The sequence below is a fragment of the Flavitalea plasmicola genome, assembly GCF_030546645.1.
Classification (GTDB): domain Bacteria; phylum Bacteroidota; class Bacteroidia; order Chitinophagales; family Chitinophagaceae; genus Puia.
Genome location: NZ_JAUOTO010000009.1, coordinates 84077 through 100545 on the forward strand (window position 1 = coordinate 84077; position 16469 = coordinate 100545).

At 53.5% G+C, this 16469-nt stretch carries 14 protein-coding genes; 6 read left to right on the top strand and 8 right to left on the bottom strand.

What is annotated here, in order from left to right; all coding sequences use genetic code 11:
• Positions 1–138 precede the first annotated feature (138 nt).
• The 3 genes from Q4E93_RS29970 to Q4E93_RS29980 all read left to right on the top strand — a co-directional run bounded on the left by Q4E93_RS29970 (position 139) and on the right by Q4E93_RS29980 (position 3145).
• The gene (locus Q4E93_RS29970) at positions 139–1368 is read left to right on the top strand and encodes a family 16 glycosylhydrolase (protein ID WP_303591622.1); all 1230 of its coding nucleotides are present in this window, start codon (positions 139–141) and stop codon (positions 1366–1368) included.
• Between the two features lie 80 nt (positions 1369–1448).
• On the top strand, positions 1449–2456 hold the full coding sequence (locus tag Q4E93_RS29975) for a sensor histidine kinase (protein WP_303591623.1): 1008 nt from the start codon (positions 1449–1451) through the stop codon (positions 2454–2456).
• Positions 2453–3145, top strand: a complete 693-nt coding sequence (locus tag Q4E93_RS29980) for a LytR/AlgR family response regulator transcription factor (RefSeq protein WP_303591624.1) — start codon at positions 2453–2455, stop codon at positions 3143–3145. The genes Q4E93_RS29975 and Q4E93_RS29980 overlap by 4 nt, the downstream gene beginning before the upstream one ends.
• On the opposite strand, the gene Q4E93_RS29985 is transcribed toward Q4E93_RS29980, so the two are convergent.
• Positions 3131–3799: a hypothetical protein gene (locus tag Q4E93_RS29985; protein ID WP_303591625.1), complete on the bottom strand. Its 669-nt coding sequence runs from the start codon at positions 3797–3799 to the stop codon at positions 3131–3133. The two genes, Q4E93_RS29980 and Q4E93_RS29985, sit on opposite strands and share 15 nt — an antisense overlap.
• A 77-nt stretch (positions 3800–3876) precedes the next feature.
• Positions 3877–4341, bottom strand: coding sequence for a DUF2059 domain-containing protein (locus tag Q4E93_RS29990; protein WP_303591626.1), 465 nt, complete (start codon positions 4339–4341; stop codon positions 3877–3879).
• Positions 4342–4421: 80 nt separating this feature from the next.
• Here Q4E93_RS29990 and Q4E93_RS29995 point away from each other — a divergent pair, with 80 nt between their 5' ends.
• Positions 4422–5999 (top strand): amidase, encoded by a 1578-nt coding sequence (locus tag Q4E93_RS29995; protein ID WP_303591627.1) that lies wholly within the window; start codon positions 4422–4424, stop codon positions 5997–5999.
• On the top strand, positions 5996–7336 hold the full coding sequence (locus Q4E93_RS30000; protein ID WP_303591628.1) for a cytochrome P450: 1341 nt from the start codon (positions 5996–5998) through the stop codon (positions 7334–7336). The genes Q4E93_RS29995 and Q4E93_RS30000 overlap by 4 nt, the downstream gene beginning before the upstream one ends.
• Positions 7337–7345: 9 nt before the next feature.
• On the opposite strand, the gene Q4E93_RS30005 is transcribed toward Q4E93_RS30000, so the two are convergent.
• On the bottom strand, positions 7346–8872 hold the full coding sequence (locus tag Q4E93_RS30005; protein ID WP_303591629.1) for a S10 family peptidase: 1527 nt from the start codon (positions 8870–8872) through the stop codon (positions 7346–7348).
• Positions 8873–8986: 114 nt separating this feature from the next.
• Here Q4E93_RS30005 and Q4E93_RS30010 point away from each other — a divergent pair, with 114 nt between their 5' ends.
• Entirely contained in the window at positions 8987–9391 is a 405-nt protein-coding gene (locus Q4E93_RS30010) for a response regulator (RefSeq protein ID WP_303591630.1), read from the top strand.
• Here the strand turns inward: Q4E93_RS30010 and Q4E93_RS30015 are convergent.
• The 5 genes from Q4E93_RS30015 to Q4E93_RS30035 form a co-directional block, all read right to left on the bottom strand.
• Positions 9380–10675 carry an alpha/beta hydrolase-fold protein gene (locus Q4E93_RS30015; protein WP_303591631.1) on the bottom strand — a complete coding sequence of 432 codons (1296 nt, stop codon included), beginning with the start codon at positions 10673–10675 and terminating at the stop codon, positions 9380–9382. The two genes, Q4E93_RS30010 and Q4E93_RS30015, sit on opposite strands and share 12 nt — an antisense overlap.
• 109 nt (positions 10676–10784) lie before the next feature.
• Positions 10785–13130 carry a TonB-dependent receptor gene (locus Q4E93_RS30020; protein WP_303591632.1) on the bottom strand — a complete coding sequence of 782 codons (2346 nt, stop codon included), beginning with the start codon at positions 13128–13130 and terminating at the stop codon, positions 10785–10787.
• An 87-nt stretch (positions 13131–13217) separates the two neighbouring features.
• Positions 13218–13709 carry an asparaginase domain-containing protein gene (locus Q4E93_RS30025; protein WP_303591633.1) on the bottom strand — a complete coding sequence of 164 codons (492 nt, stop codon included), beginning with the start codon at positions 13707–13709 and terminating at the stop codon, positions 13218–13220.
• 115 nt (positions 13710–13824) lie between these two features.
• Positions 13825–14892 (bottom strand): Gfo/Idh/MocA family protein, encoded by a 1068-nt coding sequence (locus Q4E93_RS30030; protein WP_303591634.1) that lies wholly within the window; start codon positions 14890–14892, stop codon positions 13825–13827.
• A gap of 112 nt (positions 14893–15004) precedes the next feature.
• Entirely contained in the window at positions 15005–16468 is a 1464-nt protein-coding gene (locus Q4E93_RS30035; protein ID WP_303591635.1) for a RagB/SusD family nutrient uptake outer membrane protein, read from the bottom strand.
• Position 16469: the final 1 nt, after the last annotated feature.

Below are 16469 nucleotides of genomic sequence, written 5' to 3' on the forward strand. Positions count from 1 at the left end.
AAGTACTTTCTAAGTAGTTTTAGCGTAGTCCGGAATTTGGATGCGTCTGATCTTTTCGGCAATTTCGTCCGACCTGTCTTCCTGCCAACGTACTATTTCCAACCTATAATTTAAATCTTATACTAAAAACGGTTTACTATGAAAAGAGCAACCACAATGAGCATGCTTACCGGCATCGGACTGGTAGTTTCGATGCTTGTATTATCTATTGGCTGTAAAAAAGATGTGAAGCCCACTGCACAGGCGGGGCAGGAGACCGCTACCACTTCCCGGGCGGTGACTTATACCCTGGTGTGGGCAGACGAGTTTGATGGCGCCGGCGTCAACACTTCCAACTGGAACGTCATTACCGGCAACCCGGGGGTCAACAATGAGAAAGAGTATTATCAACCGGCGAATGCTACGGTGACGGGCGGGAACCTGGTGATCACGGCAAGGCAGCAGAGCGTGGGTGGGCAGCCTTATACTTCGGCGAAGCTGGAGACGTATGGCAAGTTTTCCACGACCTATGGACGCATTGAAGCACGGATCAAGCTGCCGATGGTGCAGGGAACCTGGCCGGCCTTCTGGATGCTGGGCAATAGCATCAATACGGGGGCGGGATGGCCTACCTGCGGGGAGATCGACATCATGGAGCATGTCAACACTTCCAATACTATTTTGGGGACTATGCATTGGAACGGCGGCAGCGGGCATGTACAATATGGCAGCAGCACGAACACGACTCCCGGGGATTATCATATTTATGCGGTGGAATGGGATGCCGGCAGCATCCGGTGGTATGTCGACAATACGCTGTATGTGACCGGGAATATTGCCAACAATATCAATAATACCGGGGCGTTCCACAATCCTTTCTTTATCATCCTTAACCTGGCTATCGGCGGGGATCTGCCCGGCAATACCATCGACAATGGCGCATTGCCCACGACTATGATGGTGGATTATGTGCGGGTGTATGATATCAACAATTCGGGTGGATCGGGTGCTCCTATTGGTCAGACGATCACCCTGAAGGGAAACAACGGTTTATATGTGAGCAGCGAGAACGGGACACAGGCGATGAACTGCAACCGTGCTACCGCGCAGGGATGGGAACAGTTCCTTGTGGTGGATGCCGGCGGGGGTAAGGTGTCGCTGCAAAGTATGGGTAAGTATGTGAGCAGTGAGAACGGGGCGCAGGCTATGACATGCAATCGTGCGACGGTGCAGGGGTGGGAGCAGTTTACCTGGATCAATAATGCGGATGGGACGATCTCGCTGCAGGGGAATAATGGGATGTTTGTCAGCAGTGAGAATGGAACGCAGGCGATGACGTGTACCCGGGCGACGGCGCAGGCGTGGGAGAGTTTCCGCGTGAATCAATAAGGTTGATGGGGTGTCGACACAAATGAGGGGTCTGTCTACACATGGTGGTGTTTGGCGGATTTGGCTGTAACTTAGATGTTATGCCCGTATTCAAAGTATCCCTGTTTATGCCTGCGGTTCACGTGGTGATATGGGCGATCCTATTGGCCATACCCGCTTTTATCTTTCACAATGCGCCAGGTGGCTCCGGAGTGCCTGGCGCATTTTTCTTTTTTACCAACCTGTATCATGTAGGGCTGTTTTATGTAAATACGTTTTTCCTTTACCCGCGGCTGATGACGAGACGGCGGTGGCCCTTGTACCTTCTTTCTTTGGTTCTTATATTGGCGGGCTCCTATTACGGGAAGCTCTCCATTATGCAGGTGTGGGCACCGGATATCGCTGTTACTCCTTTTATACGCCGGCTGTTGTTCTTTCCACCCGTTGCTTTTTTGATGGCTTCTTTTGTCTATAGCCTGGTGAGGGACCGTATACGGCTGGACAGGATAGAAAAAGAGAGAAGGGCTGAGCGGCTTGCGGCCGAGGTGAAGTTCTTACGGCAGCAGATCAGTCCTCATTTCCTGTTCAACATGATGACCAATATGGTGTCTTTGGCAAGGCAGGGGTCGCCATTGCTGGAGCCTTCTCTTATCAAGCTTTCCGAGCTGCTGCGCTATTCCCTGTATGAATCGGGGGATGGAAAGATCCTTCTTTCCAGCGAGGTGGCATTGGTGAGAAATTTTGTAGACCTGCAGCAGCTGCGTTTTGGAGAGGATGTGGAAATTCGAATGGATATGCCCGATCCCGGGACGGGGGCAGTGATCGAGCCGATGTTGCTGATCCCTTTTGTGGAAAATGCTTTTAAGCATGGCATCGGGATGGTGAAGCATGCTTTTATCCATGTTGAATTGAGGTGGGAGGGGAGCGAGCTTTATTTTATGGTCAGCAATAATTATAACAAAGATAGCCTGGTGAAAGATAAAAGTCCCGGCATCGGGCTGGCCAATACGCGCAGCCGGCTGGAACTTTTATATCCCGGTCGTCATAAGTTGCGTATTACGGATAAGGACGAAATTTACACGGTGGAATTAAATCTTGTGCTGTCATGATGAATTGCATTGCCGTCGATGATGAGAAGCTGGTGCTGGACCTGTTGGTCGACAATATTCAGCGGGTGCCATTTCTGCGATGTGTAGCGAGGTGCCGGAATGCGCTGGAAGCGGCTGAGGTCCTTCATAGGCACAGTGTGGACCTTATATTCTTAGATATACAGATGCCGGGGCTGAGCGGACTTCAGTTCCTGGCATCCCTGCCCACTCCGCCCATGGTGATCTTTGTAACGGCCTACCAGGAGCATGCGGTGGAGGGGTTTAACCTGCATGCAGTGGATTATCTGCTAAAGCCTGTGTCTTTTGAAAGGTTTTTGAAAGCGTGTAACCGGGCGCAGGAACTTTTTAACCTGAAGGCGGGGGCGGGGGAGCAGCCGGATTATTTCTTTGTGTATGTGGAGTACAACCTGGAGAAGATACATATTCCTTCCATTCTGTATATCGAAGGGATGAAAGACTATGTGAAAGTGTATATGGAAGGCAGCGCCCGACCCTTGATCACGAAAATGAGCATGAAGGCAATGGAGGAAAAGCTGGCGGGAAGGCGGTTTGCCCGTATTCACCGAAGCTATATCGTGCATGCCGATAAAGTGTCGTCTATCCGGCGGGACCTGGTAGTGGTGGGAAAAGCTGAACTGCCCCTAAGCGAAAATTACCGGGGCAACCTGAGCGCATTATTGCGGTTTTGACCGGGGGAGGCAGGCTCCTGCGACGATGAGCCAGACCATGGCGGGAAAGCGGGCCAGGGGAAGCAGGAAGGACAGCTGCGGCAGGATCATGCTGAGTGTGGACAGTTCGGCAAGGGCGGCAATGACAATGCCAGCGATGGCCCAGCCATTGGGCAGGAGCTTTAGCAACAGGCATGGCACGGCGATGCCTGCTATCAATAGCCCAAGGGCGGCTGTATGTGCTGCGCCGCCAGCAACGAAGCCCAGGAGCTGCAGGCTTCTCATGGTGTCAAAAGTATTTGCTGCCCCTGGTTGGGAAAGCACCCAGCTGACGAGCCCTGAGAATGCAAGGAAGGTCGAGGCGGCTATGCCGCCTGCCAGGGCGATGTGCGGGCCGGTGGCGGTGATCCCCAGAAAGCGGAGCCGGCTGGTGAGAGATGCGGTAAGGATCGCCAATGCGATGGCCGATCCCAACTGAAGGAAGCCGCTCAGTTTGACTACATTTGGAAAGGTTAGAAAGTACTGCTGGGAGAGCCAGGGGTTGCCATAAGGCATGGGTATGGGCGCGTTATGCGTCAATATACGGGAAAGGACGATGCTGCTCAGGAAGAGCAGGGTAAAGATCCCGGCTACGCCGGCCGGGGGCGGGCCTTTATGGGTGGATATAGCTGCCATGCGTTTTTGAAGTAAGTTAGTTTACGCAAGGCGGCATGGGGGTAAAGAATCGACAGGACAGGAAGATGCGTCGACGGTCATCCTTCCTTTATATATCCTTTTTGCTGCAATTTCAGGAACACTTTTTTAGCCAGCTCCTGGCCCCAGTCCTGGCCTATCTGCATGGACTCCTGCATGACGACGGGTAATTTGGCAAGGACTTTCTGGCCGAGGGGAGAGGTGTAAAAAACGATCATGCCTTCGATCTCTTCGGCGGTGAAATTGCGATCGTACACGGGGATGACCATGTTCACCAGATCTTCCGGTCTTATTTCTTTCATGAAGTCGCTCCAAAATGAGGAGTCTACGTTGGTGTAATGGCTTTTGAAATTCGTGATCATCGATTCCATCACCTGTATGCCCAATTTGCCGGAGCCGGTGAGCGTCAGCATCCTCCTGATGTTCTTTATTTTAGGCGTTTCGATCGTGGAGACGGTGGTCTCCTGCGCGGAGAGAAGGTATGATGATAATAATAATGTGATGCAAAGCAGGACTCTGGACATTTTTATGGATTTTAGACTACTTAAAAACGCAGCGGTGAGGTGCTTATTATTTATGTATATTCGAAAAAACACCTATTCCCATGCGTCGACGCGATTTTCTCAAAAATGGGTCAATCTCGGGGCTTTCCCTGATGGCATTGCTGAATGAGGGGCCCCGTGCATTTGTCTTTAAGGAAGCTACGATCGATCAGCTGCAGGCTTTCATGGCTTCGGGGAAATACACTTCCCGGGCGCTGACCGAGGCTTATTTACAATGGAGCGGAGAGACAGATAAGAGCGGGCCGATGCTTCACGCCGTGCTGGAGTTCAATCCGGATGCACTTGCTATTGCGGACCAGCTGGATAAGGAGCGAAAGGCGGGCAAGGTGCGGGGGCCTTTGCATGGAATACCCATATTGGTAAAGGATAATATCGATACGGGAGATAAGATGATGACGACGGCGGGATCGTTGGCTTTATTGGGACATAGGGCGAAGGAGGATGCATTTATTGTCAAAAAGCTTCGGGAGGCGGGGGCTGTCCTGCTGGGCAAGACCAATCTCAGCGAATGGGCTAATTTCCGGAGCAGCAGGAGTACCAGTGGTTGGAGCAGCAGGGGTGGCCAGACGAAGAACCCCTATGTGCTTGACCGTAATCCTTCCGGGTCCAGTGCCGGGTCCGGGGCCGCAGTGGCGGCCAACTTGTGCGCCATTGCCATCGGGACGGAGACGGATGGCTCGATTGTAAGCCCTTCTTCCAATAATGGTATTGTAGGGATCAAGCCTACGGTAGGCCTTTGGAGCCGGAGCGGGATCATTCCTATCTCTGCCACGCAGGATACGGCGGGGCCGATGGCGCGTACGGTGAAGGATGCGGCTATATTGCTGGGTGCGCTGGCCGGTGTCGATGAGAACGATCCTGTGACGAAGCAAAGTATGGGGCGGACGGAGCGGGACTACACGAGGTATTGTTTGGCGGATGGATTGAAAAAGAAAAAGATCGGGATTGAAAAGTCCCAATTAAAGGGGCACGAAGGGGTGGTGGCCCTGTATCAGCAGGCGATAGCCGTGATGAAGCAGCAGGGAGCGGAGATCGTGGAGGTGGAGCTACTGGCTCCTATCAAGGAGCTGGGTTCTACGGAGTTCACTGTATTACAATACGAGTTCAAGGATGGATTGAATAAATACCTGGCGGGCGCCGGTGTGGAAGGTATCCGTTCGCTGGCCGACGTGATCGATTTTAATCGTAAGCATGAGGCGAAGGCCATGCCCTATTTCAAACAGGAGACGCTGGAGAGCAGCGAGGCAAAAGGCGGCCTTGACAGCAAGGAGTATATAGACGCGCTGGCCAGCTCTACCAGTGCGCGCAAGATCATCGATGATCTCATGATGAAAAATCAGCTGGATGCGCTGGTAGGCGTCACCAGCGGCCCTGCCATTTGTACCGACCTGGTGCTGGGTGGCTATGGGTCCGGTTTTTCCTTTTCGTCTCCTGCCGCGAAGGCGGGTTATCCGCATATCACTGTCCCCATGGGGGCGGTGCAGGGATTGCCTGTCGGATTGTCTTTTGTGGGCGGGGCTTACCAGGAAGGTGCGTTGCTGACGGTGGCGTACAGCTACGAGCAGGCCAGCAGGAAAAGGATGGCGCCGGAATTCAAAGCTACCTTATTGCCTGTATGAAAATCTATAACGAGCAATATAAGATCCCGGATGGGTATTCCACTATCACGCTTATTCTTCGAAGCTTCCGGTATTTCCGCCGCAATACTGTCAATGCCATCCGGCTGAACATGGAAAAGTTCGGGGATGCGTACTCTGTTATCTTTCCGGGTAAGAAACTGGTCATCATTACCCAGGACCTTGCTTTTATCCAGTATGTCTTAAGGGACAATCATACCAACTACTGTAAATCGGAGTTCACCACCGGGAAGGTGGGGCGTATGTTTGGAAAGGGACTGCTTTTTTCCAACGGCAATTACTGGCTGCAGCAAAGAAGGTTAATACAGCCGGGCTTCCATGCAAAGCGGCTGCAGGGGCTGTACTCGATCATGGTGGAGACGATTGAAAAGACCATCGCCGACTGGCCTACGGGAGAAGGGATCGACGTATATCCGCTGATCTACCAACTGGCATTTAAGATCATCCTCCGAAGTCTATTCGATATTGGTCTCTCGCCGGAGACGATGCAGGAGATGAGTTTTCTTTTTAACAAGCTGCAGGATTTTGTGGTGAAGGATGTGAATCGTCCGCTGCGTAAGCTCACGTATTTCATCAGCCGGCAGGACAAGATCAACCTGCGGCGGAGGGAGCGGATGCGGGAGATCGTACGGAACATCATTGCTGAGCGGAGAAATGACGCGGGTGAGCATAATGATCTGCTGGACATGCTGCTTGGCGCCCGGTACGAGGATACGGGAGCGTCCATGTCGGAGGAGCAGATCATCGACGAGGTGCTGGTGTTGCTGCTGGCGGGTCATGAAACCACGGCCAATACCTTGTCCTGGCTGCTGTCGCAGGTGTCCGGTAAGCCGGACGTCCTTGCAAGATTGAAAGAGATCTCGGAAAGTATTCCTGCTCATGACAGTATACGGAACGATTATATCAATGCTGTCATCAATGAATCGATGCGGCTGCGACCTGCTGCCTTCATGACGGACAGGGTAGCTATCATGGATGATCGTTATGGGCCGTGGGTCTACCCCAAGGGAGCCGTCGTGCTGCCTTTCTTTTATGGCCTGCACCGGCATAAGGACCATTGGCAGGATGCCGAAGCATTCCTGCCAGAGCGATTTATCGACGAGGCCGGGAAGCTGCGTAAGATGCCTGCTTTCTTTCCCTTTGGAGCGGGGCCCCGGCTTTGTATCGGCAATAATTTCGCTATGGCAGAAATGTGCTTATTTGTCCATGCTTTCTTTCGGGCGTTTACCATCGCTGCTACGGGTCAGACGCCCGTCATGCTGCCGCTGATCACACTGCGCCCCGACAAGGTGGTGCTGCAAGTGCAGCGCAAAGGCTGAACTTCTTACTTATTTTGACGTGTCCTGGATAAATGCCGCCACATCTTTCTTAAATGCCACCAGCGAAGGCAGATGGATATACATCATATGCCCGGCCGGGTAATATTTCATCGTGACGTTGGCGCGGATCTTTTTTTCCAGGCCCATGTGGTCAAAAGTGTATTCGGTCCCGAAGAAGGGGGTGGCCAGGTCGTAATACCCGTTGAGCACCAGGATCTTCAGGTTGGGATTTTTGCTCATGATGCCGGCCAGGTCCACGCTGGTATTGGGCATGACAGGGAAGCCGTCCCCCCCATTGGCGGCGTGATGCCAGTCCCATTTAAAGCCTTCTGCCCCATAGGCTGATACGTGATAGGAGTAGTTCTTGTTAACCTTTAGCTCCGTGTAATAATAGTTCATGAAAGCAGCGATATAGGGCGGGCTGATCTGCGTGCTTTGCGGGTCGTCATTGGAGAACTGGCTCAGCAGGTCCTGGTTAATGCCTTTGTAGCGGGCGTCCAGGCGGCCTACCATCTGGTGTTCGTCGCGGAGCAGCTCCTGCGTGAAAGCGGGCTCGGAGACGCGGAGGTTGGCCTTGGTCCAATAGTCCTTGCTAATTCCTGTATAGCCGGAGAGCTTAGCGGCTATTTGTCCTTTTTCCGCATCGGTGAGGGCGTCGCCTTTCTGGAGGGCTGTGGCATATTCTCCCTGTGAGAAGCTCCGTACTTCTTTCAGGAAGGCTTCCAGGTCGGCGGGTTTGCTGGCCAGCTTGTTGTGAAAATAAGCCACGGCTGCATAAGTAGGTATGTAGAGCACATGGGAGATATCATCCTGGAAGGTCAGGGTATGGATGTCCAGGACGGAGGAGACCAGGACTACGCCATTGAGCTGTAATCCCAGGTTGTCCTGGAGATAGCTGGCGATGCCGGCGGATCGGGTGGTGCCATAGCTTTCTCCCAGCAGGTATTTGGGAGAGTTCCATCTGTCATTCTCCTTTATATATTGTGAGATGAACTGGCTAACGGACTTAATGTCCTGGTCGACGCCCCAGAAGTCTTTGTTGGTGGCTTTGCCGATGGGGTGGCTCAGTCCCGTGCCGATGGGGTCGACCATGACCAGGTCTGTAACGTCGATGATGGAATGATCGTTGTCTTCCAGCTTATAGGGTGGGGGAGGCGTGAAGGTGGGATCATTGATGGCGATGCGGCGGGGTCCGAGCGCGCCCAGGTGCAGCCACATGGAAGAAGAGCCGGGGCCGCCATTGTATGCGAAGGTCAGGGGGCGATGAGATACGTCGGGTTCGCCGTCCTTGATATAGGCGGTGTAGCCGAACAAGGCGATGGATTCATCTTTTTCGTTCTTCAGGAGGAGGGTCCCTGCCACGGCTGTATAGGTAATGGGTTTGCCGTCTATTTTTATCGTGTGTTTGGTTATAGACTTGTCAGGTTTGGTTATGATGCTGGTATCCTGTGGGGGAATGGGCGCCGGTTGTGCTTTTGCGGTCAGGGTGGCTAATAGGATGGCGATGGCCAACACGATTGTGATGGGTTTTCTCATATGCTGTTTTTTTATGAATTTAGGTCTTTAAGGTAGTTTTTTCCGGGATAGGAATAAGGGGGCGATGGGATGAACGGCGGAAAATGAGTACATTTAACGGAATAATCCGCATTTATGGGCGCAAAAGTACTGATGATCGAACATGATCCGGACGACCGGAAGCTTACGGAGGAAACTTTTCGGGCCGAAGGGATGATAGGTGACATTCAATTCATCTATGGAGTCGAATTGTCGGCTTACCTGGAGGATCCTGCTAACCGGCCGCCCATGATCCTACTGAGCATGAATGCGCAACCCTACAATGGGATGGACCTGATCCGGAAGATCAGGGATACGGAAGGGTATCAACGGGTGCCTGTGATCGTGCTGAGCGAAAGCGCCTCGCCCGACGATGTGGCGTCGAGCTATTCGGCGGGCGCTACCAGCTTTATATTAAAGCCTGCCAGCTATAGTGATGCTTTATTCAAGATGAGATCATTTATCAACTACTGGTTCCGTACGGTGGAACTACCTGCTTAACTTCTCCATTTTTTGCCGGGTGCCGGGTTCTTCACGCAGGGTGAGCGCTTTCTGGTAACATTTTATGGCGCTGTCTTTTTGTTGTTCTGCCGCCAGCAAATCGCCCATGGAATCATACACATTGAAGCTGTTGGGATAATTCTCTATGTTGAGCTGGAAGTAGTAAGCGGCCCTGTCGAACTGGCGGCTGCCCATTAAATTATATCCCATATTATTGACGAGGGTCTCGGGCGGCAATACCTTGTAGCCCATATAGCGGCTGATGACCTTAAAGTGGGTGGTCAGCAGGGAGTCCTGTGTCCAGGTGGGCTGGAAGAATTCCGGGAAGGGAAAGGGAAGGGAATAATAGTTGAAAGTGAACCGAAGGGCATCGTATTCCGCGGGGAGGGGAAGGGAGCCGTGATCGCATTCGGGGTAGTATTTCCAGGAGAAGCGGAAGGGGGCCGGGCCGGCGGGTGGGAGGTTTTCAGGGATGGGAGGTTGACCAGAGAAAGGTTTGAACGGATAAGGTGGCTGGGGATAGGCTGCCGCCAGGGTGTTCCGCAGGGAAAAGATGGATGACATGTGGCGGGCGAACTCATTATTGGAGTCGGATCGGATAGCGATGGTGTCCAGCCCCGGAGGGGTATTGTTGGCTATGGCGAGGAATAAGGACCTGCCGGAGAATTTATTTTCCTGCAGGATGTCTTTTGCCTGTCGTAATAATTTTTGGTCGTCCCACGTCATACTAGGGTCGGTGGCAATGTACGCATTGAACAGGGCGGTGTGGTGGAGGAAGGCGTTGACGACGGTGAGTCCGCCCAGGGAGTGGCCCATGAATATCTTATAGGGGGCGGTGCGGTAGATGGAGTCGATATGGGGCATGAGCTCGTTACTGATGAAGGAGAGGAATTTTTCGCCGCCGCCGGTGCGGCTGAGAGCGGCGCTGTCCATCCGGGGTTGACGGGTGGGGCGTGTGGGGGTGAGATCGCGCACGCGATCCGTATTGGGGATGGCAACGATGATGAGCTCCGGGAAGTCCAGGGGGCCTCTGGCTTCGCTGAGGAGCTGGATCATGGAACAAACCGAAGCGAAGTGGGTGTCGCCGTCCAGCAGATAGAGCACCGGATAGCGGCGGGGATAGAACCAGGTGTCGCCATAGCCGGAGGGAAGGTAGATATGTATGCGCCGGGGTTCGCCCAGGGTCTTCGAGTAGACGGTGTCGGTCTTGCCCAGGGTGATAGGTTGGGCATGTGTGTGGATGGAGAGGAGGATCGTTAAGACGGATAGGTATATGCGGTTCATCTTGCTGAATTTTCAACAAGATTAAGTTATGTGGGAAGGGTTTTTTTTCAAATGTGATGAATTAATGGAGATATGTGATGGATCGGAAGATCCCGGGTGATCATCCGCATTAGAGTTTTAAGCTGATGGAGGCGGAGATCCGGGTGGGGTTTTGGGGCGCCAGCCGGAATGACCAATATTTTTCGTTGGTGAGGTTGTCTACTTTGATCCCCAGGCGATAGCCGGGCTGATCGTAGAAGATGGTCGCGTCCAGTACGGTATAGGAAGGGATGGTAAAGACCTGCGTCGTCGTGTTGGTCTGGAAGGAGGAGCTGCCGTAATTGGCGCCCAGACCGAAGCCCAGACCTTTGGCTTTACCATTCATCAGGTGGTAGCTGGCCCAGATGTTGAGGAGGTTGGCAGGACCTGCGGCGGCGGGGCGCAGGCCTTGCACCGTCTTATTGGCTTTGGTGAATTTGCTGTCGTTGTAGGTGTAGCCTGCTACCAGGTTGAATCCGGCAAAGGGATTGGCGATGATCTCTGTTTCTATGCCTTTGCTGAGCTGGGTACCATCCTGGATGGAATAGCCGGCGTGATCGGGATCGTCGCGCGTGACATTGCTGACGTCGATGTTGTAATAGCTGATGGTGCTGCTGAGGCGGTGGTTGAAGACGTCCAGCTTGATGCCTGTTTCCCATTGGTTGGCCTGCTGGGGCTTGAAAGAAACGCCGTTGAAATCTGTTCCCCCTGTATTGCTGAACCCGTTCATATAGTTACCGAAAAGGGAGATCTTGTCCTTGACCACTTCGTATACGATGCCCAATTTAGGAGAGAGGGCGTTTTGGGTGAAGGCGCCCGCCGTGGAGTCGGAGGCGGGATAGTAAGTGCCTTTGTCTTCGAAGCGATCCGCCCGCAGGCTGAGCATGATATTGAGCTGCGGGGTGATGTTCAGGACGTCTGAGACATAGGCGCCGTAGGTATTTTGATTGGTCTTGTAAATGGAATATACGGCGCTTGCCGCCAGAGAGTCTACTTTGGAGGTATTGAAATTATTATAGGCGGCGCCCGGGTGCCGGAAGTTGATGACGGGCATATTGATGGTGGGGGTAGTACGGTCGCTTTTCTGGTTATAGTAGTCCAGGCCGATCACGATGCGATTGCGCAGACCGGCGATGTGCATATCGCCTATGAAATTTTGCTGGATCTCGGTGCCATTGTAGGGGAAATTTTCTTTCTGAACGCTTTGCTGGAGGGTGCTGTCCGACTTGCCGATGAGTTGGGAGACGTAGCCTTCTGTCGTAGAGAAGGTGCGGGTATAGTTGGTTTGGGATTTCCATATGGAAGACAGCTGGTAGTTGATCTGGCCGAACACGTTCAGCTGGCGGGTGGTGTAGTCGAGGGTATTGTTCGTAAAAGAGCGTTTGTAGTCCATGCCAAGGTCCCTGATGTTCGTCACCTTGCCAGACTTTGCAGGAGTGAAGCGGATGGGCGAAGTGGCGTTGAAAGTGGAAGCTTCGATATCGAGGAGGAAAGTGAGCCTGTCGTTGGCTTTGAACACAAAGCTGGGCGCCAGCAATAGGTTGCGGGTGAAGCCAGCGTCCTGGAAGCTATTTTCCGTGTGAAGGGCCCCGTTTACCCGGAAGAGAACTGTTTTAGCGTCATTGAGGGGGCGATTGACGTCGAAAGTCAGGCGATTGAGGTCGAAGCTGGCGCCCGTGTAGCTGATCTCCGTACGGGATGTTTCCAGGGGCTTTTTAGTGACACGGTTGAAAAGTCCGCCGAAGGAGATCATGCTGCTGTTGAAGAGGGTGCCGGATGGGCCTTTGATCGCTTCGAGCCTTTCCAGGTTGGCGGGATCGATGTTGGTGTATACGAAACCCGAGATGCTGTTGCGGATAAGGTTGGCCGTGGTGAAGCCCCGGGCCAGGAGGGAGCTCCTGCCCTGGTTGTATACCAATGGCACGCCGGCGCCCGGTACGTTCTTGAAGATGCTGTTATAGTCGGTGATCACCTGCTCGCGCATGATCTCTTTTGTGACGACGGAGTAGACCTGGGGATTTTCGATATTCTTCAAGGGCATACGGGCGACATCGTCCGTCTCTTTCTTGTTGAATTTATTATGACCTGTGGTGACCGTCACCTCATCCAATTGCTGTTCGGAGACCTGGAGCCGCAGGGAGAGGGTGGTGGTCTTATTTTCTTCGACGGTGACCTGTTGGTGGACGGGGGCGTGGCCTACCAGGGATATGTTCAGCTCGTAGGTGCCCGGGGCCAGATGGCTAAAAGTGAACTGGCCCTTATCGTCTGTCAGGGCAGCTTTTGTTTTAATATGAACGGAGACGTCCTGGGCGGGCTTGCCGTCGCTGGTGGTGACGGTGCCCGTGATGGCGCCGGTGTGGTTTTCGGGGGGAGTGGGTTGGGATAAGCAGTTGAGGGATAATATTATTAAGAGAACGAACTGTAATATATGCTTCATCCGGCGAAATTAAGCCGTGAAGAGCGCGGGGGTAGGCCGGATCGGGAAAAGCGGTTACGAAAAAGGGAAGAATCAGGCTCGGCCGCTCTACTGCAATTCTTCGAACTGGCCAGTCTGCCTGTTTTTCCGGACGTTGTCCCAGGTGAAATAGCGGCCGTTCATGGCGACGTAGACGCCGTGGGGGAGGATCTGGGCGAAGGCGAGGGCGCCGCCCAGGTTGAAGAACCCGTCGGAGCTGCCGAATTTATAGGGGATCATGGCGCCTGTGAGGACGATGGTCTTGTCTTTTACTTTTTCGGCCAGGACGCGGGCGGTGACCGACATGGTGTCGGTGCCGTGGGTGATGATGATCTTGTCTTCCTGGGAAGCGCGGCATTGATGAGCGATGAGCTCACGGTCTTCGTCCGTCATGTGGAGGCTGTCGATCATCATGAGGGTCCTGACGGTCACGTCGAGGGTGCTGCGGGCGCGATTGAGCATTTCGGGCAGGTGGGTCTCCTTGAAGAAGAGCTCGCCTGTGAGCTCGTTGTATTCTTTGTCGAAGGTGCCGCCAGTGACGAATATACGGATGGAGATCATGGGGGGAAATTTTGGGCGAAGATATGGATTTATGCGAAAGGGATAGAAGCGGTAGCCCGGAACCGAGGTTACGAGGTGAGGACTATAGCGGATAGCCCGGCCCGAAGGGTTCGCCCTATAATGTGATCCGTCGCCCTTCTTTCGCTGACTGGCTGGCGGCCGCGAGGATCCTCACCACTATCAGATTGTTCGGCAGGGATGAAAGGTCGTTGCCGGGGTCCAGCTTGCCGCTGAGGACATCGGAGAGATAGGGGATATTATCGCGATAGGCTGCGGGGGTGACGGGGACGCTGTCATAGCCTTGCTTCATCCGTTGTTGCAGATGGTTACCGTCCAGCGCATGGAGGTAGCCGTTGACGCCGAAAACTTCGAGGTCTTTTATGCCATAGGGCCAGTTCCAGGAGGCTTCTATGATGCCTGTTGCATCGGGATATTCCAGCAGGATGGTGGCGTCGTCATCTACTTTTGGGTAGATGGAGGGTTTGATATGGTGGGTGATGGCGGTGACGGAGATGGGAGGTTTGCCCTGCATGAGCCAGACCATGAGGTTGGCGCCGTAGCAGCCGAAGTCACGGATGGCGCCCCCTCCATTCATTACGGGGTCTGTCAGCCAGTGGAGGAAATCCTTAGAGCAGCCGATCTCCTGGGGGCCCTGGTGGCCGTCGTGTACGATCATCTTTCGGATGTCGCCGATGGCGTGCTGGCTGTTGACCATGACGTTGACCTGTTGGTTGGTGTTGTACCAGGTGGTTTCGTAATTGGTGAGGACATGGATATGATATTGTTTTGCGAGGGCGGAGATGCGGTCAGCATCTTTGACGGTGGTGGCCAGCGGTTTTTCCACCATGACGGAGATGCCTTTAGGCGCGCAAAGCTCGACTACGCCCAGGTGTTCCGAGATGGCGTTGTAGGCCAGTACGGCGTCGGGGTGGATATGTTCCAGCAGGGTGGAGAGGCTGGGATAGAATAAGGAGTCGGGAAGGCCGTAGCGTTGTTTGTACCGTTGGATCAGCTGCTGATCCCGTTCTGCGATGCCTGCGATGATGACCTCTCCTCTTTTGAACTGGTTCATGATGTTGTGCACGTGGTCGTGCGTGAGGCCGGCGACGCCTACCTTCAGGATCTTTTGGGCAGAGGAAGCAAATGTCGCCAGCAGGAGGAAGAAGAGGGCAATGGTGCGCATGGTGTTGACAATTATGTATGCCGAAAGTATGAATAATTCCGGCTGGAATTGTGCATGCGGGCGCAGGCTAAGTTTTTATTTAGCTGCAAAAGTTTTTGCAATAGTGGAGGGTTTAGTTGAAACCCGGATTTTGAATAAGATGTTTGTTTACCTGTACTTCTGATTGTGGAATGGGGAACAGGAGATGGTTGTCGTCGATGGCAATGTTCAGGGCGGCCATCTTCTGCTTGAAACGTCCCAACCGGATGAGGTCCCATCGTCTTTCCCCTTCGACACACAGTTCCCTTGCCCTGTCGGCCACCAGGCTATCCACGAATGCGTCGCTTGTCGGCGTATTGGTCAGATCCAACTGTTGCGTGGGATCTGTCAGGCCGGCTCTTGCCCTCACTTTATTCACGCCGTTGAATTTGCCGGGGTCGGTGGGGTCGATGTTATTCATTGCTTCCGACTGCATCAGGTAGACATCCGCCAGTCGGAGGACGATCCAGTTGACCCGGGAGTTATTACTTTGGGGTGTCCACAGGCTATCCCTGTATTTATAAAAGAAAGGGGTTGTGGACTGTATTGCTCCGCTGGTGATGCTCCTGGCCTTGTTGGCTATGTTCCAGTTCCTCCGGATGGAGTCGGCGGTGGAATACCCGTTGTTGAAGAAGGTGTTCTGGCAAAAGAAAGAGGCGGAGCCACCCAGGGCGGTGGGGGTGAACATTCTCAGGGTGATATTCCCGGTGGCGGGTGGCAATGCGAACTGGACACAGAAAATGTGCTCGGGTCCGTATTTTTTGGCGCAGTCGAAGATATCCTGATAATTGGGCAACAGGCTATAATAAGGGTAGCCAATGACCTTGTTGCATTCTGCCAGGGCATTCTGGTTGTCGGATGGATCGGCGAATGCCGTGGCGGCCCTTGTAAGGTATACTCTGGCCAGCATGGCGGAGGCGGCGCCGGTGGAGACGAGACCTTTGTTACCGGAAGCGATCTTATTCTCGGCCAGACAATTGGCTTCTGCGAATTGCAGATCGCTGATGATCTGCTGGTAAACTTTGGACGCGGGCGACCGGTGGGGATATAACAATGTGTCCGTGCTTCCCACGATCGGCCGGGTGACCAGGGGCAGATCGCCAAAGCTGCGCACCAGGTCGAAGTAGGCCATTGCGCGTAAGAAGTAAGCGTTGCCCAGGATATTGTTCTGAGCGGCCACATCCATTTTTATACCGGGGACGTGGGCAATGACGTCGTTGGCGCCTTTGATCATTTTATAGCTGCTGTTCCACCAGTTGGCGATCTCGCCGTTGGTGGAGGTATAATTGTTCTGATACAGCGTGGTCCTGTCGCTGTTGCCTCCTGAGGGGTAAAGAAGGTCTGCGGAGTTTTCCGAGATGATCCAAACCGTCCTGCCATAATAGGTCTGGGCTTCGAGGCCGCTGAACACGCCGTTGAGCGCGGCTGTTGCGTCGGCGGCCGTTTGATAAAAATTGTCGGGGGTCAGGAAGCTTTGGGGTTTTTCGTCCAGAAATTTTTTGCAGGAGCCGCATAACAGGAGAAAACCGAGGATATATATTAAATTAATCTTTTGCATT